General features: G+C 72.4%; 21 protein-coding genes. 11 read left to right on the top strand and 10 right to left on the bottom strand.

The features are described 5' to 3' along the window. Positions 1–195 precede the first annotated feature (195 nt). Positions 196–516 (top strand): nuclear transport factor 2 family protein, encoded by a 321-nt coding sequence (locus BU52_RS03800; RefSeq protein ID WP_051857893.1) that lies wholly within the window; start codon positions 196–198, stop codon positions 514–516. Positions 517–618: 102 nt separating this feature from the next. On the opposite strand, the gene BU52_RS03805 is transcribed toward BU52_RS03800, so the two are convergent. Then, positions 619–1503: a LysR family transcriptional regulator gene (locus BU52_RS03805; protein ID WP_037928073.1), complete on the bottom strand. Its 885-nt coding sequence runs from the start codon at positions 1501–1503 to the stop codon at positions 619–621. Positions 1504–1587: 84 nt separating this feature from the next. Here BU52_RS03805 and BU52_RS03810 point away from each other — a divergent pair, with 84 nt between their 5' ends. From BU52_RS03810 to BU52_RS03835, 6 genes are all read left to right on the top strand, one after another. After that, positions 1588–2295 carry a succinate dehydrogenase gene (locus BU52_RS03810; protein ID WP_078903106.1) on the top strand — a complete coding sequence of 236 codons (708 nt, stop codon included), beginning with the start codon at positions 1588–1590 and terminating at the stop codon, positions 2293–2295. A gap of 2 nt (positions 2296–2297) precedes the next feature. Next, positions 2298–4247 (top strand): fumarate reductase/succinate dehydrogenase flavoprotein subunit, encoded by a 1950-nt coding sequence (locus tag BU52_RS03815; RefSeq protein ID WP_037928078.1) that lies wholly within the window; start codon positions 2298–2300, stop codon positions 4245–4247. Beyond that, positions 4244–4993 (top strand): succinate dehydrogenase/fumarate reductase iron-sulfur subunit, encoded by a 750-nt coding sequence (locus tag BU52_RS03820; protein WP_037928080.1) that lies wholly within the window; start codon positions 4244–4246, stop codon positions 4991–4993. Before BU52_RS03815 ends, BU52_RS03820 begins: the two co-directional genes overlap by 4 nt. A gap of 276 nt (positions 4994–5269) precedes the next feature. After that, positions 5270–6073, top strand: coding sequence for a GNAT family N-acetyltransferase (locus BU52_RS03825; RefSeq protein WP_037928083.1), 804 nt, complete (start codon positions 5270–5272; stop codon positions 6071–6073). After that, positions 6070–6861 (top strand): lysophospholipid acyltransferase family protein, encoded by a 792-nt coding sequence (locus tag BU52_RS03830; RefSeq protein ID WP_037928085.1) that lies wholly within the window; start codon positions 6070–6072, stop codon positions 6859–6861. The genes BU52_RS03825 and BU52_RS03830 overlap by 4 nt, the downstream gene beginning before the upstream one ends. Positions 6862–6973: 112 nt before the next feature. Beyond that, the gene (locus tag BU52_RS03835) at positions 6974–7915 is read left to right on the top strand and encodes a DUF2382 domain-containing protein (protein ID WP_037928089.1); all 942 of its coding nucleotides are present in this window, start codon (positions 6974–6976) and stop codon (positions 7913–7915) included. Between the two features lie 113 nt (positions 7916–8028). Here the strand turns inward: BU52_RS03835 and BU52_RS03840 are convergent, their stop codons facing one another. Continuing rightward, positions 8029–8325 (bottom strand): heavy-metal-associated domain-containing protein, encoded by a 297-nt coding sequence (locus BU52_RS03840; RefSeq protein WP_037928091.1) that lies wholly within the window; start codon positions 8323–8325, stop codon positions 8029–8031. A 330-nt stretch (positions 8326–8655) separates the two neighbouring features. Between BU52_RS03840 and BU52_RS03845 the strand changes: the two genes are divergently transcribed. Next, positions 8656–9147, top strand: a complete 492-nt coding sequence (locus tag BU52_RS03845; RefSeq protein ID WP_037928094.1) for a phosphatase domain-containing protein — start codon at positions 8656–8658, stop codon at positions 9145–9147. Between the two features lie 16 nt (positions 9148–9163). On the opposite strand, the gene BU52_RS03850 is transcribed toward BU52_RS03845, so the two are convergent. Beyond that, positions 9164–9379 carry a dodecin gene (locus BU52_RS03850; RefSeq protein ID WP_037928097.1) on the bottom strand — a complete coding sequence of 72 codons (216 nt, stop codon included), beginning with the start codon at positions 9377–9379 and terminating at the stop codon, positions 9164–9166. 229 nt (positions 9380–9608) lie between these two features. On the opposite strand from BU52_RS03850, the gene BU52_RS03855 reads away from it, so the two are divergent. Further along, positions 9609–10862 (top strand): extracellular solute-binding protein, encoded by a 1254-nt coding sequence (locus BU52_RS03855; protein WP_037928100.1) that lies wholly within the window; start codon positions 9609–9611, stop codon positions 10860–10862. Positions 10863–11040: 178 nt separating this feature from the next. On the opposite strand, the gene egtD is transcribed toward BU52_RS03855, so the two are convergent. From egtD to egtA, 4 genes are read right to left on the bottom strand one after another with little or no spacing between them, the layout of a single operon-like run. Then, entirely contained in the window at positions 11041–12003 is a 963-nt protein-coding gene (gene egtD, locus BU52_RS03860) for an L-histidine N(alpha)-methyltransferase (protein WP_037928103.1), read from the bottom strand. Further along, complete coding sequence (egtC, locus tag BU52_RS03865) at positions 12000–12803, bottom strand: ergothioneine biosynthesis protein EgtC (protein WP_037928106.1); 804 nt, start codon at positions 12801–12803, stop codon at positions 12000–12002. The genes egtD and egtC overlap by 4 nt, the downstream gene beginning before the upstream one ends. Beyond that, positions 12803–14119, bottom strand: a complete 1317-nt coding sequence (gene egtB / locus BU52_RS03870) for an ergothioneine biosynthesis protein EgtB (protein WP_037928109.1) — start codon at positions 14117–14119, stop codon at positions 12803–12805. The genes egtC and egtB overlap by 1 nt, the downstream gene beginning before the upstream one ends. Then, complete coding sequence (gene egtA, locus BU52_RS03875; RefSeq protein ID WP_037928827.1) at positions 14116–15432, bottom strand: ergothioneine biosynthesis glutamate--cysteine ligase EgtA; 1317 nt, start codon at positions 15430–15432, stop codon at positions 14116–14118. The genes egtB and egtA overlap by 4 nt, the downstream gene beginning before the upstream one ends. A gap of 300 nt (positions 15433–15732) precedes the next feature. Between egtA and BU52_RS03880 the strand changes: the two genes are divergently transcribed. Then, entirely contained in the window at positions 15733–16608 is an 876-nt protein-coding gene (locus BU52_RS03880; RefSeq protein WP_037928830.1) for a TIGR02452 family protein, read from the top strand. On the opposite strand, the gene BU52_RS03885 is transcribed toward BU52_RS03880, so the two are convergent. The 3 genes from BU52_RS03885 to BU52_RS03895 all read right to left on the bottom strand — a co-directional run bounded on the left by BU52_RS03885 (position 16562) and on the right by BU52_RS03895 (position 18023). Continuing rightward, positions 16562–17008 (bottom strand): type II toxin-antitoxin system PemK/MazF family toxin, encoded by a 447-nt coding sequence (locus BU52_RS03885; RefSeq protein WP_037928111.1) that lies wholly within the window; start codon positions 17006–17008, stop codon positions 16562–16564. The genes BU52_RS03880 and BU52_RS03885 overlap by 47 nt on opposite strands. A 98-nt stretch (positions 17009–17106) precedes the next feature. Beyond that, positions 17107–17523 (bottom strand): pyridoxamine 5'-phosphate oxidase family protein, encoded by a 417-nt coding sequence (locus BU52_RS03890; protein ID WP_037928114.1) that lies wholly within the window; start codon positions 17521–17523, stop codon positions 17107–17109. Between the two features lie 32 nt (positions 17524–17555). Further along, a complete protein-coding gene (locus BU52_RS03895; protein WP_037928117.1) occupies positions 17556–18023 on the bottom strand; it encodes a discoidin domain-containing protein in 468 nt (155 codons plus the stop codon). A gap of 166 nt (positions 18024–18189) precedes the next feature. On the opposite strand from BU52_RS03895, the gene BU52_RS03900 reads away from it, so the two are divergent. Continuing rightward, positions 18190–18726, top strand: coding sequence for a cysteine hydrolase family protein (locus tag BU52_RS03900; RefSeq protein ID WP_037928120.1), 537 nt, complete (start codon positions 18190–18192; stop codon positions 18724–18726). Positions 18727–18741 lie beyond the last annotated feature (15 nt).

Below are 18741 nucleotides of genomic sequence, written 5' to 3' on the forward strand. Positions count from 1 at the left end.
CCGCCTCATGGGCCCGGCGTGGGGTCGCACGGCGGCTGCGGGCCGGTTGCGGCTGGTCGCGCCCACGCGGCGGAGCCGCACATGTGCCGGCCCGCGCCCCTGGAAGACGCAGTCACGTCGGACGGAGAGAGTCAGGTGGATACGGACCGGGAGCCGGATGCGGTGAGGGCGGCGGTCGAGGGGGAGTTGCGGTTGATGGACCCGGCCGTGCGGTCCTCGCGTGCCGAGGTGGTGCGTCTGCTGGATCCGGAGTTCACCGAGGTGGGCGCCTCGGGCCGACGCCACACGTACGCGGAGATGATCGCCGAGCTGCACGACCACCCGGGCAGCTCGGTGGACGGCCCCGTCTACGAGCCGTCGGACATCACCGGCGTCCTGCTGGCCCCGAACCTGGTGCATCTCACCTACGAGACACTCTTCGACGGGCGCCGAGCCCTCCGTAGTTCCCTGTGGCGCAAGCAGGACGACCACACGGGCTGGCGCATGTACTACCACCAGGGCACACCAACCTCTTGAGGGGCGCGGGGAACTGTGCAGAACGGGGGTATGGGGGCGGAGCCCCCATGGACGGGACGGGAAGGGGCGGCGGGCTGCGGGAACACCCCGCGCACACCCGCGTCAGCGTTCCAGCAGCATCCGCTGCAACTCCCGCGCCGCCCGGGGCGGAGCCACGTCACTGCGGTGGGCCAGGGCGATCGTCCGGTACAGGCCCGGCCGGGCCAGCGGCGCCACCCGCAGCCCGTGCCCCGACCGCGCGGCCACCATCCGCGGTACCACCGCCACCCCCAGCCCCGCCCGCACGAACCCCAGCACCGCGTCCATCTCGCCACCCTCCACCGCGAACTCCGGCTCGAACCCCTCCGCCCGGCACGCGGCCACGGTCAGCTCACGCAGGTCGTAACCGTGCCGGAACATCACCAGCCGCTCCCCCTCCAAGTCGGCGATGCGCACGGCGCGCCGGCCCCGACCCGGCCGGGGGACGTCCGGCGAGGACACCACCACCAGGTCCTCCCGCAGCAGCTCCACCGTGGTCAGCGCGGGCGACGGCGTCGGCAGCGGCAGGACGAGCAGGGCGAGATCCAGGGCACCGCGGGCCAGCTCCCGCACCAGATCGTGCGAGCCGCCCTCCTCGACCAGCAGCCGCACGCCCGGATACCGGTCGTGGAACGCGCGCAGCACGTCCGGCAGCAGACCGGTGCACAGGCTCGGCGTCGCCCCCAGCCGCACCCGCCCGCTGCGCAGCTGCGCCACCTCCTGCACCTCGTGCCGCGCGGTGTCCGCGTCGGCCAGGATGCGCCGAGCCAGGGGCAGCAGTGCCTCGCCCGCGTCGGTCAGCGTGATGTTCCCGCGGGCCCGCCGGAACAGATCCGCCCCCAGCTCCCGTTCCAGCGCCTTGATCTGCTGTGACAGCGACGGCTGTGCGACATGGACCCGTTCCGCGGCCCGGGTGAAGTGCCGGGTCTCGGCGACGGCCACGAAGTACTGGAGCTGCTGGAACTGCATGGTCCCAGCATAGGCTGCCCCTATCGAAACGAGCCGGACCATGTCTTGGACCGATGGGGCCCTTCGGCCCTAGCGTCTGGTGGTATGGCTCTGGCAACGCGGACGGACCGACGGCCGTCCATGGCACGCACCATATGGGACTCGACCGTCGGCAAGAAGACGGTGATGGCGGTCAGCGGCCTCATCATGCTGCTGTACCTGGTCGTCCACATGATCGGGAACCTGAAGATCTTCTTCGGGGCCGGCGAGTTCAACCACTACGCCCACTGGCTGCGCACGGTCGGCGAACCGTTCATGCACGAGGAGTGGACGCTGTGGATCGTCCGCGTCGTCCTCGTCGTCGCCGTGGTCGCCCACGGCGTCTCCGCCTACCAGCTCAGCCGCCGCGACATCAGGGCGCGCCCCAGCAAGTACGTGCACAAGAAGCCGCGCGCCAGTTACGCCACACGGACCATGCGCTGGGGCGGCGTCATCCTCGCCCTGTTCATCGTCTGGCACCTCCTCGACCTGACCACCGGCACCGTGCACTCCGGCGGCTTCGAGACGGGCAAGCCGTACCAGAACGTCGTGGACACCTTCTCCACCTGGTACGGCAACGTCATCTACATCGTCGCGATGCTCGCCGTCGGCCTGCACGTCCGGCACGGCTTCTGGAGCGCCGCCCAGACCCTCGGCGTCGGCAGCCGCGCCCGCGACCGCGCCCTCAAGACCACCGCCAATGCCCTCGCGCTGCTGCTCACGGCCGGCTTCCTCGCCGTCCCCGTGGCCGTCATGACCGGAGTGGTGAGCTGACCATGACTTCCTACACCGCGTACGCGACCGGCGAGCCGGTCGCCGACACCAAGGCCCCCGCGGGCCCGGTCCACGAGCGCTGGGACAAGCGCCGCTTCGAGGCCAAGCTGGTCAACCCCGCCAACCGCCGGGGCAAGACCGTCATCGTCGTCGGCACCGGCCTCGCCGGCGGCTCCGCCGGTGCCACGCTGGCCGAACAGGGCTACCGCGTCGTCCAGTTCTGCTACCAGGACTCCCCGCGCCGCGCCCACTCCATCGCCGCGCAGGGCGGCATCAACGCGGCGAAGAACTACCGCAACGACGGCGACTCCGTCCACCGTCTGTTCTACGACACCGTCAAGGGCGGCGACTTCCGCTCCCGCGAGTCCAACGTCCACCGCCTCGCACAGATCTCCGTCGAGATCATCGACCAGTGCGTGGCCCAGGGCGTGCCCTTCGCCCGCGAGTACGGCGGACTGCTCGACACCCGTTCCTTCGGCGGCGTCCAGGTCTCCCGCACCTTCTACGCGCGCGGCCAGACGGGCCAGCAGCTCCTCCTCGGCGCCTACCAGGCCCTGTCGCGCCAGATCGCCGCCGGCAACGTCGAGATGCACCCGCGCACCGAGATGCTCGACCTCGTCGTCGTCGACGGGCGGGCCCGCGGCATCGTCGCCCGGGACCTGATCACCGGGAAGATCGACACGTACTTCGCGGACGCCGTCGTCCTCGCCACCGGCGGTTACGGCAACGTCTTCTACCTGTCGACGAACGCCATGAACTCCAACGCCACCGCGATCTGGCGGGCGCACCGGCGCGGCGCGTACTTCGCCAACCCCTGCTTCACCCAGATCCACCCGACCTGCGTCCCGCGCACCGGCGACCACCAGTCCAAGCTGACGCTGATGAGCGAGTCGCTGCGCAACGACGGCCGGATCTGGGTACCGAAGGCCAAGGGCGACACCCGACCGCCTCACCGGATCCCCGAGGACGAGCGCGACTACTACCTGGAGCGCGTCTACCCCTCCTTCGGCAACCTCGTCCCGCGCGACATCGCCTCCCGGGCCGCGAAGAACGTCTGCGACGAGGGCAGGGGCGTGGGCCCCGGCGGCCAGGGCGTCTACCTCGACTTCGCCGACGCCATCCGGCGGATGGGCCGGGGGGCCGTCGAGGCCAAGTACGGCAACCTCTTCGACATGTACCAGCGCATCACCGACGAGGATCCGTACCAGGTGCCGATGCGGATCTACCCGGCCGTGCACTACACGATGGGCGGCCTGTGGGTCGACTACGACCTCCAGACCACCGTCCCGGGCCTGTTCGCGATCGGCGAGGCCAACTTCTCCGACCACGGTGCCAACCGGCTCGGTGCCTCCGCGCTCATGCAGGGCCTGGCCGACGGCTACTTCGTGCTCCCGGCCACCATCAACGACTACCTGGCCCGCAACCCGCACCGGGACGAGGTGACCCACGACCATCCGGTGGTGCGGGAGGTGCTGGCCGAGACCCAGGACCGTCTCGGCCGGCTCCTGTCGGTCGACGGCGACCGCACCCCCGACTCCTTCCACCGCGAGGTCGGCGAACTCATGTGGGAGTTCTGCGGCATGGCTCGCACCGACTCGGGACTGCGCAAGGCGCTGGAACGCATCCCGCAGATCCGTGAGGAGTTCTGGCGGCGCATCAAGGTCCCCGGCACCGGTGAGGAGTTCAACCAGTCACTGGAGAAGGCCAACCGCATCGTGGACTACCTGGAACTCGCGGAGCTGATGTGCCTCGACGCACTGCACCGCTCCGAGTCCTGCGGCGGCCACTTCCGTGAGGAGTCCCAGACCCCGGACGGCGAGGCCGCCCGTAAGGACGAGGAGTTCTCCTACGCCGCCGCCTGGCAGTTCACCGGCACCGGCGAGGCTCCCGTCCTGCACAAGGAAGACCTTGTCTTCGAGTACGTCCACCCCACTCAGCGGAGCTACGCATGAAGCTCACCCTGCGCGTCTGGCGGCAGAAGAACGCCGATGCCGACGGCGCCATGTCCACGTACGAGGTGGACGGCATCTCGCCCGACATGTCCTTCCTGGAGATGCTCGACACCCTCAACGAGGAGCTCATCCTCAAGGGCGAGGACCCGGTCGCCTTCGACCACGACTGCCGCGAGGGCATCTGCGGTGCCTGCTCGCTCGTCATCAACGGTGACGCCCACGGGCCCGAGCGCACGACCACCTGCCAGCTGCACATGCGGTCCTTCGAGGACGGCGACACCATCGACGTCGAACCGTGGCGGGCGTCCGCCTTCCCGGTCGTGAAGGATCTGGTGGTCGACCGGTCGGCCTTCGACCGCATCGTCCAGGCCGGCGGCTACATCACGGCGCCGACGGGCTCCGCGCCGGAGGCGCACGCGACGCCGGTGCCGAAGCCGGACGCGGACCTGGCGTTCGAGCACGCCGAGTGCATCGGATGCGGGGCGTGTGTCGCGGCGTGCCCCAACGGGGCGGCGATGCTCTTCACCTCCGCGAAGGTGAATCACCTCAACGTGCTGCCGCAGGGGGCGCCCGAACGCGAGACCCGGGTGCTGGACATGGTGGCGCAGATGGACGAAGAGGGGTTCGGGGGGTGCACCCTGGCCGGAGAGTGCGCCACCGCCTGCCCGAAGGGCATTCCGCTGACCTCCATCACGGGAATGAACAAGGAATGGCTGCGGGCCACTCGCAAGGCGGCGAAGCGGTAGCGCCGTGCGGCGGCGGATCGAGGCTCGGCTGCGGGCGGCATGTGGCTTGCCGCGCAGTTCCCCGCGCCCCTGTGGGGCGCTTCAGTGAACGTCTGCCGGAAGGTGCGGACGGGCGGGGCCGGGAGAGGTGCTCCTTCCGGCCCCGTCTCGCTTCCCGCTCCGGTCATTCAGCATCTCCACACCCCTGCTCCCGGCTCCGGTCACGTGCACGCCAACCCGGGTCGGGAGAACTGGGGTGTCCCCCCTCCCGCTCCGGCGCGTGACCAGGAGAGAGCCATGACCGGCGTGCTGACCGTCGACCACCCTCCGCAGCCCACCGCACCCACCCGCTACACCGTCACCCTGGCCCGCGACGAGGAGGACGTGCGCGCCGCCCAGCGGCTGCGGTACGACGTCTTCGCGGGGGAGATGGGCGCCCTGCTGTCCGGCCCGCAGCCGGGGCTGGACGTCGACCCCTTCGACGCCTACTGCGACCACCTGCTTGTGCGTGAGGAGACGAGCGGGCAGGTCGTCGGAACGTACCGGCTGCTGCCGCCGGAGCGCGCCGGGATCGCCGGACGGCTGTACGCGGAGGGGGAGTTCGACCTGTCGGGGCTCGACGCGATACGGCCGTCGCTCGTCGAGGCCGGCCGCTCCTGCGTGCACCCCGACCACCGTCACGGGGCGGTCATCGGCCTCATCTGGGCCGGAATCGCCCGCTACATGACCGACCACGGACACGCCTGGCTGGCCGGCTGCTGCTCCGTCCCGCTCGCCGACGGGGGCGCGCTCGCCTCCGCCACCTGGGACCGCGTGCGGGCCGGGCACCTCGCGCCCGAGGAGTACCGGGTGCGCCCGCTGCTGCCCTGGCGGCCGTCGGGGGCGGCCACAGCGGCCACAGCGGCCACCGCGGCCTCTGCGGCCGCCGCCGCCGACCTGCCCGCCCTGCTACGCGGCTACCTCCGCCTCGGTGCCTGGGTCTGCGGGGAACCCGCCCACGACGTGGAGTTCGGCGTCGCCGACCTCTACGTGCTGCTGCCGATGAACCGGATCAACCCCCGCTACCTGCGTCACTTCCTCTCCCTCGTCCCGGCCCGGTGAGCGTCTGGCTGCCGGGCGCGCCCTGCACCCCGCGGGGCTGCGTCGACCCCACGGCGACCGCGGCGGCCGTACCGCTGGCCGTGCTGCGGCTGGCCGCGGTCGGGCTCCTGCTGGTCGCCGGGACCGCGCTGCTGCCGCTCGGGCGGTGGATCCCGGCGGGTGCGGTGCGCCGCTGGTGCCGCTGGATCGCGCGGGCCGCCGGGGTCCGGGTCAGGATCACCGGCGCCGCCGCGCCCACCGGCGGACTGCTGCTCGTCGCCAACCACATCTCCTGGCTGGACGTACCGCTGCTCGCCGCGGTTCGTCCGGCTCACATGCTGGCCAAGTCGGAGGTGCGCCGCTGGCCCGTGGCGGGGGCGCTCGCCGCGTGCGGCGGCGTGCTGTTCATCGACCGCGCCCGGCTGCGCGCCCTGCCGGACACGGTCGCCGCTCTCGCCGGGGTCCTGCGCGGCGGTGCGGCGGTCGCGGCGTTCCCGGAGGGCAGCACCTGGTGCGGCCGGGCCCGGGGCACCTTTCGCCGCGCGGTCTTCCAGGCGGCCCTGGACGCCGGGGTCGCGGTGCAGCCGGTCCGCATCCGCTACCGCGATCCGCGGGGCGGGGCGGCCACCGCGGCCGCGTTCGTCGGTGACGACACCCTCATCGCCTCGCTGTGGCGGGTGGCCACGACCCGTGGCGTCACCGCGGAGGTCGAGGTGCGGGCGCCCATCCCGCCGGGGCGCCACGGGGACCGCCGTGCGCTGGCGCGCGCGGCACAGCCGGAGGCCGTGGCGAGGCATGGGAGGCAGTGAACCCTGGTGAGCACTGTGGAAAATTAAGTGCTGTTTGTGGCTTTCATACTGTTTTCGGCGGGTCGAGCAGGAGAACCGGAGGGGAGCGACCCTGAAGGGAGGGTGATGCAAGATGATCACCCGCGAAGAGATCTCGACCCTGCTGGATCACCCCGTGTACGACGGGGACGGCAACAAGATCGGCGACGCGAAGCACGTCTTCCTCGACGACGCGAGCGGACGCCCCGAGTGGGTGACCGTCAAAACGGGCATGTTCGGCTCCAACGAGTCGTTCGTACCGATCCGCGACGCCGCTCTGGTGCAGGACCACCTCGAGGTCCCCTACCGCAAGGACAAGATCAAGAACGCCCCCCACGTCGACATCGACGCGGGCGGCCACCTGTCGGTGGACGAGGAGCAGCGCCTGTACGACTACTACGGCATCAACTGGGACTCCGTCCTCGCCGACCAGGAAGAAGGCGGGCTGACCTCCGGACCGGGTACGGCCGGCGCCGCGGGTGCCGCCGGAACGGCCGGCGCGGCCGGCGCGGCCGGGCGCCGTGACGACACGTTCCGGGAGCCCGGCGCGCCCGGTACGGCTGGTGAGGCCGGTACGGCCGGACACGCGGGCCTTCGTGGTGAAGCCCGCACCGGACCGCGTGACGACGCGATGACCCGCTCCGAGGAGGAGATGCACGTCGGCGTCGAACGGCGCGAGACGGGACGGGCCAGGCTGCGCAAGTACGTGGTCACCGAGGAGGTCCAGCAGACCGTGCCCGTGCGCCACGAGGAAGTGCGCGTGGAGCGTGAGCCGATCACGGACGCCAACCGTGATGAGGCCATGTCGGGCCCGGAGATCTCGGAGGCCGAGCACGAGGTCACCCTGCACGAGGAGCGTCCTGTCGTGACGACCGAGACGGTCCCGGTGGAGCGGGTCAGGATGACCACGGAGGAGACGTCGGAGGAGGAGACGGTCCGCGGTCAGGTCCGCAAGGAGCGCATAGAAGCCGAGACCGAGATGGACGAGGGGACCGGCCGTCACGGCCCTGACGCCCCTGGGGCGGGCCGGAAGTAGACGCCCCCCGCGGCCCCGAAGAGCGACGCGCCGGTGCACGGTCACCGGCGCGTCGCTCTGTCCCGGCCCCGTGACCGGGGCCCTTGACCCGGCCGGCCGGCCGGGCGGGTGTGTCAGGCCCGGCCGACGAGCTCGTAACCGGCCTCGTCGACGGCCGCCCGCACGGCATCCTCGTCGAGCGGGGCGGCGGAGGTGACGGTGACCTCTCCGGTCCCGGCCACGGCCGTGACGGCGGTCACCCCGTCCAGAGCGGATATCTCCTGCGAGACCGCCCCCTCGCAGTGACCGCACGTCATGCCGGACACCTTGAAGACGGTCGTGACGCCGGGGCCGGCGACGTCGGTCGCGGTGCCGGAACCGCAGGAGCCGTCGGAAGAGCAGCAGGATCCGGAGTTCGTCTGGGTGGTCATGGGTGCTCCCTCAGGGTCGGAATACGTCGGTCTGTGTCGGAGCAGCGGAGAGGCGCAGGTCCTCGGACCGCCCTCCGACGATGACCACACTATACCCCTAGGGGGTATGAAGGAGGGAAGTGTGTCCCTTCCCTGGGTGTCGGTACGAGGCGACCGTCATGCGGGCCGTGGGCCCCATGGGTCAGGAACATGCCGACGCCACCATGGAGTACGCCGGGCTGGGGGCCCCTCCTTCGACGGTGCGCGCGACGACGGCCGGCGGCGACAGCGGGGCGGATGTGCTCCGGTGCCGGTGATGTCGCTGACGCCGCGGTGTCTAAGGTGAACGGTGTGACCGACCGCAACGAGCGCCCGCTGGCCGTGTTCGACCTCGACAACACCCTCGCCGACACCGTGCACCGGCAGCGGTTCCTGGAGCGCAGGCCGCGCGACTGGGACGCCTTCTTCGCCGCCGCGCCGCAGGATCCGCCGCTCGCCGAGGGCGTCGCGCTGGTGCGGGAGAGTGCCCGCGAGTGCGAGATCGTCTACCTCACCGGGCGGCCCGAGCGCTGCCGGCGCGACACGCTGGACTGGCTCGCCGCCCAAGGGCTCCCCGAGGGGGACGTGCACATGCGCGGCGACGCCGACCGGCGGCCCGCCCGCCACACCAAGCTGGCCGTCCTGCGCCGCCTCGCCCGCACCCGGGAGGTCCGCGTCCTGGTCGACGACGATGAACTGGTCTGTCAGGACGCCCGGCGAGCCGGTTTCACCGTCGTCCAGGCCCGCTGGACGGCACCGTCAGGGGAGTTGAAGGACGCTCAGGAGCGTGAGGGGCGGACCTGAACCCGACCGGGTTCGCTCACTCCGTCTCCTCCAGGCGGAAGCCGACCTTCAGCCCCACCTGCCAGTGCGCGACCCGGCCGTCCTCGAGCTGGCCGCGCACCTGGGTCACCTCGAACCAGTCCAGATTGCGCAGCGTCTGCGAGGCGCGCTCGATGCCGTTGCGCACGGCCTCGTCGACGCCTGCGGGCGAGGTGCCGACGATCTCCGTGACCCGGTAGATGTGGTCCGACATGCTGCTGCTCCTCTCCCCGGCGGGCCGCCCGGCTGCTCGCGGCACCGCCTGTGTCGCACGTCACTCCACCGTGCCCTACCGCGCGGCGGAGCGCGAGGCGTCGGCACTCTTCGCGCCACGGCCTTGACCTACGCATTGGTCCATACCAAGATGCTGGGCACCCGCCCGAGCTTCCGCTCGCCCCCCACGTCGGGCCCCGCCCTGTCCGTCAGACAGAAACAGGTCCCTCGTGAGACGCCGTCTGCTCGCCCTCGTCTGTGTGTCCGCATCCCTGCTCAGCGGCTGTGGTCTGATGCCCGACAGCGGGACGCAGCGGCGCACGGTCACCGTGTGGCTGATGCAGCACAGCGCCTCCCAGGACTTCCTGGACCGCTTCACCGAGGACTTCGAGCGCGAGCACCCGAGGCTCGACCTCGACATCCGCATCCAGGAGTGGACCGGCATCGGCGAGAAGGTGCAGAAAGCGCTGGAGTCCGGGAAGCCGGACGGACCCGACGTCATCGAGGTCGGCAACACCCAGGTCTCCACCTACGCGGAGGGCGAGGGACTGCTCGACCTCACCCTGGAGTCCCTGCGGGACTGGGGCCGCGACGACTGGCTGCCCGGCCTCGCCGAACCCGGCCAGTGGGGATCGCAGCAGTACGGCATCCCCTGGTACGCGGCCAACCGCGTCGTCATCTACCGCAAGGACCTCTTCCGGCAGGCCGGCATCACCGCCCCGCCCAGCACCCGCGACGAGTGGCTCACCGTCACCGAGAAGCTCGACACCGGTGGCAACCAGGGCATCTACCTCGCCGGACAGGACTGGTACACGCTCGCCGGCTTCATCTGGGAGGAGGGCGGCGAGCTCGCCAAGGAGCGGAACGGCGTGTGGCGCGGCGCGCTCGACAGTCCGGCGGCGCTGCGCGGCATGGACTTCTACCGTCGGCTCCAGGCGCTCGGCGACGGACCGGTCGACTCCGACGAGGAACACCCGCCCCAGGCAGGCGTGTTCGCCGAGGGCCGCGTCGCCCAGATCGTGGCCGTACCGGGGCTGGCCCGGGCCGTCCTCAAGCAGAACCCGGACCTGGAGGACGAGCTGGGCTACTTCCCCGTCCCCGGCAGGACCGCCGGCACGCCCGGTGCCGTCTTCACCGGCGGCTCCGATCTCGTCGTCCCGGCGAACACCGACGCCAAGGACGCCGCCGTCGAGGTCGTCGCCGCGCTCACCGGTGCCCGGTGGAACACCGATCTGGCCCGCACCATGAACTACGTTCCCAACAAGGCCGGGCTCGCCGATTCGGTGGCGGGGGAGGAGGGGGTCGCGGCCATGGCGGCCGGAGCCGCCCAGGGCCGGGCGACCCCCGGCACACCCCAGTGGAGCGCGGTGGAGGCGGACAACCCGATCAAGGAGTACATGACGAAGGTGCTCACCGGAGCCGACCCGGCGACGGAGGCCGGGCGCGCCGCACGCCGCATCACTGAGGCCCTGGCCTTCGACTAGGTGGAGGGCCTGTCCGGCGGATCATGCCGGAGACGTGAGGGCCGGCACGCCCGTCTCCTCCTCCGCCACGCAGCCGGACGCACCAGCCCTCGCTCACCTGGGCTTCAGAGCACCGCCGGCTTGCTCCGACCTGATCCGCCGGACAGGCGCCGGCGCGACGCGCCCGGAGCCGCCCGGCTCAGCGGGCGACGCTGAGCGACAGGGCGAATCTCCCCTCCTCGTCCGTCCACCACCGGGTGAGGTCCAGCCCGGCGGCCGACAGTTCCTCGCGTACCCCCTCCTGCCGGAACTTCGCGGACACCTCGGTGCGCAGCTCCTCGCCCGCCGCGAAGTCCACGGCGAGTTCCAGGGCGGGGATCTTGACCGTCTGGGCGGCACGGGAGCGCAGCCGCATCTCGATCCATTCGCGCCGGGCGTCCCACGCCGCCACGTGGTCGAAGGCGTCCGGATCGAAGTCGGCGCCCAGCTCCCGGTTGATGACGCGCAGCACGTTCTTGTTGAACGCGGCCGTCACCCCGGCCGCGTCGTCGTACGCCCGGACGAGCACCCGCTCGTCCTTCACCAGGTCCGTGCCCAGCAGCAGGGCGTCACCCGGGGCGAGCATGGCGCGGACGGAGGCGAGGAACGCGGCACGCTCGGCGGGCAGCAGATTGCCGATGGTGCCGCCGAGGAACGCCACCAGTCGCGGCCCCGGGGTCGCGGGCAGCGCCAGCCGGGCGGTGAAGTCGGCGATCAGCGCGTGCACCTCCAGCCCCGGCCGCTCGGCGGTCAGCGCCCGTCCGGCCCCCGCCAGGGCACTCTCACTGACGTCGACGGGGACGTAGGTGCGCAGCGTGGTCAGCGCGTCGATCAGATACCGGGTCTTCTCCGAGGACCCGGAACCCAGCTCGACCAGGGTGCGGGCACCGGACGCCGCGGCGATGTCACCGGCGCGGGCGCGCAGGATCTCGCGTTCGGCACGGGTCGGGTAGTACTCGGGCAGCCCGGTGATCTCCTCGAACAGCTCGCTGCCCCGGGCGTCGTAGAACCACTTGGGCGGCAGCGTCCTGGGGCTGGCCGTCAGGCCCTCGCGGACGTCGGTGCGCAGGGCGGCGCCGGTGGTGTCCTCGGGCAGGGTGCGGGTGAGACGGAACGGACTCACGTAAGGGGCTCCCTCGGAAGTGCGGGTGCGCCGGCGGACGTCGGGACGTCGCCGGGCTCCTTGAGCGGGGTCAGCAGGACATCCGTGCGGTTCGCCGCGAGCAGGGTGCGGTCGGGGACCTCGCGCCAGTGCGGATCGTCGTCGTAGGGTTCGGACGCCACGACGGTGCCGCCACCGGCCCGGGTGAGGTACCACAGCGTGTCTCCCCAGGCGGTCGCGGTGACGGTGTCCCCGTCGGTGAGCAGCAGGTTGAGCCGGGCCCCCGGGGCCGCCGCGGCGACCTCCAGGACCGTCTCGGCGAGCGCCTGGCCCTCGTCGTCGCCGGCCCGCAGCCGGGCGAGCACCAGCGCCCACACGAACGCGGAGTCGTTGCGGGCCTCCAGCGACAGCACCTCCCCGGCGGACAGGGACGACACCAGTGGCGCGAGCGAACCCGGCCAGCCCGGCACCGCGCCGTTGTGGCTGAACAGCCAGGTCCCGGCCGCGAACGGGGCCGCGGCGGCCTCCGCGTCGGGACCCGACAGGGTCGCGTCCCGTACGGCCGCGAGGAGCGCCCGGGTCCGCACGACACGGGCGAGATCAGCGAACGACAGGTCCGCCCAGACCGGCCCGGCCCGGCGGTACCGGGCCGGCACCGGATCCCCCGGCGCGTACCAGCCCACCCCGAAGCCGTCCGCGTTGACCGTGCCGTACCGCTGCCGCCGGGGCGCCCAGGACTGGCGGTACAGACCGTGCGGCGGCCGCACGAGCAGCTCGCCCAGTGGCTGCTCGGGGCCCACGTACGCCACATGACGGCACATCAGACGTCCTCCGAGCGTGCCGTGCGGAACCCGGAGAAGATCTGCCGCCGGACCGGGTGGTCCCAGTTGCGGAACGTGCCCCGGCAGGCCACCGGGTCCACGGCGAACGAACCGCCGCGCAGCACCTTGTACTCGGGCCCGAAGAACACCTCCGAGTACTCCTTGTACGGGAAGGCCCTGAACCCCGGGTAGGGCAGGAAGTCGCTCGAGGTCCACTCCCACACGTCACCGATCAACTGCCGTACCCCGAGCGGCGACTCTCCGGCCGGATAGCTCCCGGCCGGCGCCGGGCGCAGATGCCGCTGACCGAGGTTGGCGTGCTCGGGACCGGGGTCGGCGTCGCCCCACGGGTAGCGCATCGAGCGGTCGCGGGCCGGGTCGTACCGGGCCGCCTTCTCCCACTCGGCCTCGGTGGGCAGCCGGCGTCCTGCCCAGCGGGCGTAGGCGTCGGCCTCGTACCAGCACACGTGCAGCACGGGCTCGTCGGGCGGTACGACCTCGGTGACGCCGAACCGGCGCCGCAGCCACTGCCGGCCGTCCCGCCGCCAGAACAGCGGCGCCGTGACGGAGTTGCGGCGGATGTGGGACCAGCCCCCGGCGGTCCACCAGCGGGGCTCGTCGTAGCCGCCGTCCTCGATGAACGCCTGGTAGGCGGCGTTGGTCACCGGGGTGGTGTCGATGTGGAACGGCGCCACCTCGCGCCGGTGCGCGGGTCGTTCGTTGTCGAGCGCCCACGGCTCGTCGGAGGTGCCCATGGTGAACGGGCCGCCCGGTACGAGGACCTCCGACGGGCCCGTGAACAGCGGCACGGGCTCCGGGTCCGGGGCGGTCAGGGCCCGCGGGCCGCGGCGCAGCTGATGGGTGATCAGCATGGTCTCGTCGTGCTGCTGCTCGTGCTGCGCGATCATCCCGAAGGCGAAGCCCGCCTCCGTCAGCCGCGTCCCGTGGAACGCGGCGCCCTCCAGCACGTCCAGCGCCCGGCCGCGCACGTCGGCGGCGTAGCGGCGGGCCTCCTCCGGCGGCAGCAGCGGCAGGTTCGGGCGCTCGGCGCGCGGGTGCTCGAAGGCGTCGTACAGGCCGTCGATCTCGGGCCGTATCGCCTCGTGGCCGGCGACGGCCCGCAGCAGCCACTGCTCCTCCTGGTTGCCGATGTGCGCGAGGTCCCACACCAGCGGCGACATCAGCGGCGAGTGCTGTGCGGTCAGGTCGGGGTCCTCGACGCAGCTGGTGAGCAGCGTCGTGCGGTCCCGTGCGGTGATCAGTGAGGCGACCGCGCGCTCGCGCAGGGCTTCGGCGTCGAGGGCGGGGTCCGTCATGAGGGGGTGTCCTTCCCGTGCGGGTGAGGGGGGCGCGCGCCGCGGGCCGTCGCGCGCAGTTCGTCGAGCAGGTCGTCGGCGGGGCAGCGGCCGCGGGCGACGTAGCGGTCCCGGAAGGCCTCCACCGCGTCGGTGACCTCCGTGGTGGCGCCGAGCCGGGGCAGGGCGCGCAGCGCCGCCGCGAAACAGCCGGCGGCCACGTCGCGCAGCTCCGGGTCGGCCAGCCCGACGCGGGCCGCGTCCCGCCAGAGCGGATTGTGCGGGGCGGGCATGCCGTGGGTCCGCTCGGCCAGCGGCTTCACCGTCCGGTACGCGGTCTCGGCCGCCTCCGGGTCGTCGAACAGCGCCGTCGTGACGGCCAGCGGCACGATCCAGCCGTCGTCCCCGGGCTGCGCGTCGATCATGCGCAGTTCCAGGTGTCCGCGCGGCCGGACCGGCGGGAACAGCGTGGTCGCGTGGTAATCGAGGTCCGCCCGGGTGGGCGGTCTGGGTGCGCCGGACCTGATCCACTCGCGGAAGGTCAGCCCCCGCGGCACCTGCCACGGACCGCCGTCGTCCCGTACGCACATCACGGGCGCGTCCAGCACGTGCCGGGCCCAGGCGGCGCGCGGGACGGCGTCCAGAACGGGGCCGCCCGCCCGGCCGGTGCCGATCTGCGCCCAGCGCAACTGGCGCGTGGACAGCCAGCCGGTCGGCCGGTCACCGGCGAGCGGGGAGTTGGCGAACACGGCGACCAGGACCGCGCCCAGCTGGTGCGCCAGCCACCAGCGCCGCACATGGCCGAGTGGGCCGGGCTCCTCGTACCCGGCGTCCACGCACACCTGCACGGAGGCGGAGGAGCACATCATGGCGCGACCGGCGGGGTTGGCGCGGTCGAGACAGGCCTCCATGGCGTCGTAGCGCGGTTCGCGCAGGAAGCGGCGGGGAGGGTGCCAGGGGTCGTGGCCGAGGCCGACGAGAGCCAGCCCGTCCCGGCGCAGCACCGCGCGGACGGCGGCGAGGTCGGCGGAGACGGTACGGACGCACTCCGTGAGGGAGGTGGCCGGCGGCGAACTCAGCTCGAGCTGTCCACCGGGCTCGACGGTGAGCGCCGATCCCAGGGGCACGGTCCGCAGGGCGGCGTAGGCCGCCCCGAGTCGTTCGGGTGACACCGGGAGCCGCGGGTCCCGCAGCTCGTGGACGAGCCATTCCACCTCGACCCCGAGGCGGCGCGGCGGTCCGGTCTTGAAGCAGATGCCCCGTACCAGGGCGTCGACCTCGGCTTCTGTGACGGCGGTAGGTGGCTCGGTACAGCCACGTGCCGAATCGGACATGTCGGGATCCTCCTGAGATTCCACCATGTCGCCGGCCCGGAGGTCCACACGGCCCCGGCCGACAGCAACCCGTCCACCCAAAACCTTCGCGTTCCCGGGCACAAGAGCGCGTGGCGGGGCGTCCCGGTCCGGTCATCCTTTCGTCCGGCCTGCCACCGGGGTCTTCCCGCCCGCATCCGGACCCTCCGGAGCGGGGGAAACTCCGTTGCACCGCTCCACCAGCATCGCTCAGGATGCCCGTATGAGCACGACGAGCGACATCGCGCGGTGCGCGAACACGGCGGCTACGGGGGTGGCGCCGTGAGCGCGCGCCTGCGTGGTGTCGCCCGGGAGACCGAGCGCATCGTCGCGGACGGTGCGTACCGCGCGCCCGGCGGCCACGAGGTGTCCGTCGCGGCGGCGGTCGAGGCCGCCGCCCGCGGAACGCGGGTGTTCGGGCCCGAACCGGTCCCCGTTCCGGCGTTCCGTCCGGTGGTGACCCGGATCGAGGTGACCGGCGAGAGCAGTCTGGAGGCCGCACGGCGGCTCACGGACCGGGTGGCCGTGCTGAACTTCGCCTCCGCCCGCAATCCCGGCGGTGGCTACCTCAACGGCGCGCAGGCCCAGGAGGAGGCGCTGTGCCGCGCCTCCGCGCTGTACACCTGCCTGCTGCGCGCCGCGGGCTTCTACGAACACCACCGTGCGCACCGGGACCCGTTCTACTCCGACCGGGTGATCCACTCACCGGCGGTACCCGTCTTCCGCGACGACCGCGGCCGCCTCCTTGACGAGCCGTTCGGGGCCGGATTCCTCACCTCGCCCGCGCCCAACGCGGGCGTGATCTCGCGCTCCGTGCCGGAGCGCGCGGCCGAGGTGCCGGGGGCCCTGGTGGCACGGGCCGGGCGGGTGCTGGAGACCGCAGCCGCCCACGGCTACCGGCGGCTGGTGCTGGGCGCCTGGGGCTGCGGTGTGTTCCGCAACGACCCGGCTCACGTGGCGGCGGCCTTCCGGACCCATCTGGAGCCGGGCGGGCGCTTCTCGGGAGCCTTCGAGCACGTGGTCTTCGGCATCCTGGACCGTACCCGCGGCAGCACGGTCCGCGCCGCCTTCGAACGGGGTCTCGCGGACCTGCGGTCGGAGCCGGCCGGTATCAGCTCCAGCCGTAGCGCTCCCGCAGCCGCTGACGCACGAGGTTGAACCGCATCCGGTCCAGGGCGCAGGCCTCCCGGCGCATGCCCTCCTCGTGCAGTCGCAGCACCCGGTCCACGTCCACCCACGAGTCGCGTCCCGACCGGTCCCACGGCCCGCTGCCGATCGGCACCCACTCCTGGTCCCCGTCGCGCCGTCTGCTGGACAACTGCACGGCGAGGAACGTCCCGCCCGCCTCACGGGCGACGACGAGCACCGGACGGTCCTTGCCCCGGCCGTCGTTCTCCTCGTAGGGCACCCACGTCCAGACGATCTCCCCGGGGTCGGGGTCGCCGTCGTGCGCGGGTGAGTACTCGGTACGCACCCGGCCCACCTCGCGGGGCGCGGCCTCGACGGTGGCGGAGAGGCCGTGGCGGCCCGGGGCGTTCTCATGGCTGGAGGCGGTCACAGGCGTACCGTACGGCACACCGGCACAGCGCCGGCCAGGGCCCTTCTCCCGTGACCGTGGGAGCGCCGCCACCGGCCCGGCGCGCGCCGGGCCACGGTTCAGCCGGGTACGCCCGTGAGTTCGCGGCCCGTCACCATCTCGGCCTCGATCCTGATGAACACGCCGTCGTGCATCGGCATCCACGACCGGGGGCCGGTCCGCAGCAGGCGCTCGTGCTCCGCCGGGTCCGTGACGACGGCCGCCCGGCCCGTGACCACGACGCTCCAGCCGGCCCGGCGCTCCGCCTGGAAGTCGTCGGCCTCGAAGGCGACCACCACCCCGTCGATCGCCCGCACCAGGTCGGAGGCGGCGGACGTGCACAGCACCACGGCCGAATCCGTGTCCAGTGAGAAGTTGACGGGCAGGACCGCCGGCAGCGCCTGCCGGGTGTAGACGACGCGGCCGACCGGCATCTTGGCGAGCAGGCGCAGGCACTCCTGCCGGTCGAGCGCGCGGAAGCCATCGCTGTGGATCATTTTCCCATCGTCCGGCACCCCGGACGCCGGGACTAGGGCCGGACGGCCCTGATGACCGCCGGACCCCGCAGCCCGCCCCGGTCGAGGAGGGCGCCGAGGACCGCACCGGCCGGGCGGCTGTCCCCGGCGGCCCCGTACACCTCGAAACCGCTGAGACCGAGAGGGTGGGAACTCGAGCGGCGGAGGGACGTCATCCGCACCCAGCGCCCCTCGACCGGGCGGAGGGGCTGGATGTTCACCACCCCGCCGGTTCCGGCGGCGGTGCGGTAGACGCTCGTCCACGCGCAGTGGTCGGTGCTGGTCTCGACGACGAACTCGAGCGGATGGCTCCACCGGATCCTTTCGGCGGCCGCGCCGCTGTCCGGGGTGTCCCCGGCCGACGGAGCGAACAGCGGCTCGCTCGCGTCGCCCTCGAAGGTGAGCCGGATCCAGCTGATCCGGCGGACGGCGTGCAGGTCGACCGAGACCCACTGCGGACGGCCCGTCCCTTGGTCCCTCATGAGCGTGATGTCCCATCAGAAAGCAGCGCGCGAGCCGTGACCGGCTTCGCCCGCCCGTGGTGCCGAAACAGTATGACAACGTTGCCAAAGGCTGTGACGTGAGATGTCCTCTGTCAAGTACCGGGCCTGCATGTCTGACCGCCCTCGCAGGTGGAACCCGGCCGGCATGGGCAAAACCGCGCTGATCGTCATCGACATGATCAACACCTACGACCATCCGGACGCCGAGCTCCTGCTCCCGTCCGCCGAGTCCGTCGTACCCGTCGTCGCCGGCCTGCTCGAACGGGCACGGCGGCGGGACGTACCGGTGATCTACGTCAACGACAACTTCGGGGAGTGGCGCTCCCACCACGGCGAACTGCTCGACAAGGCGCTGGCGGGACCGCACGCGCACCTGGTGGAACCACTGCGGCCGGACGACTCGTCCCTGTTCGTCGTCAAGGCCCGGCACTCGATCTTCTTCGAGACCCCCCTGGGTTACCTGCTCAGTCAGCAGGGCGTCGACCGGCTCGTGCTCTGCGGCCAGGTGACGGAGCAGTGCGTCCTGTACTCCTCGCTCGACGCCCACATCCGGCACCTCGACGTGACCGTCCCGCGCGACGCCGTCGCCCACATCCACGAGGATCTGGCGGACGCCGCCCTGCGGATGATGGAGCGCAACATGGGAGCGCGGGTGTGCGACAGCGACGAACTGTGGAGCTGAGGCCCGCGGCACACG

It is taken from the genome of Streptomyces toyocaensis, from assembly GCF_000725125.1.
Taxonomy (GTDB): Bacteria; Actinomycetota; Actinomycetes; order Streptomycetales; family Streptomycetaceae; genus Streptomyces; species Streptomyces toyocaensis.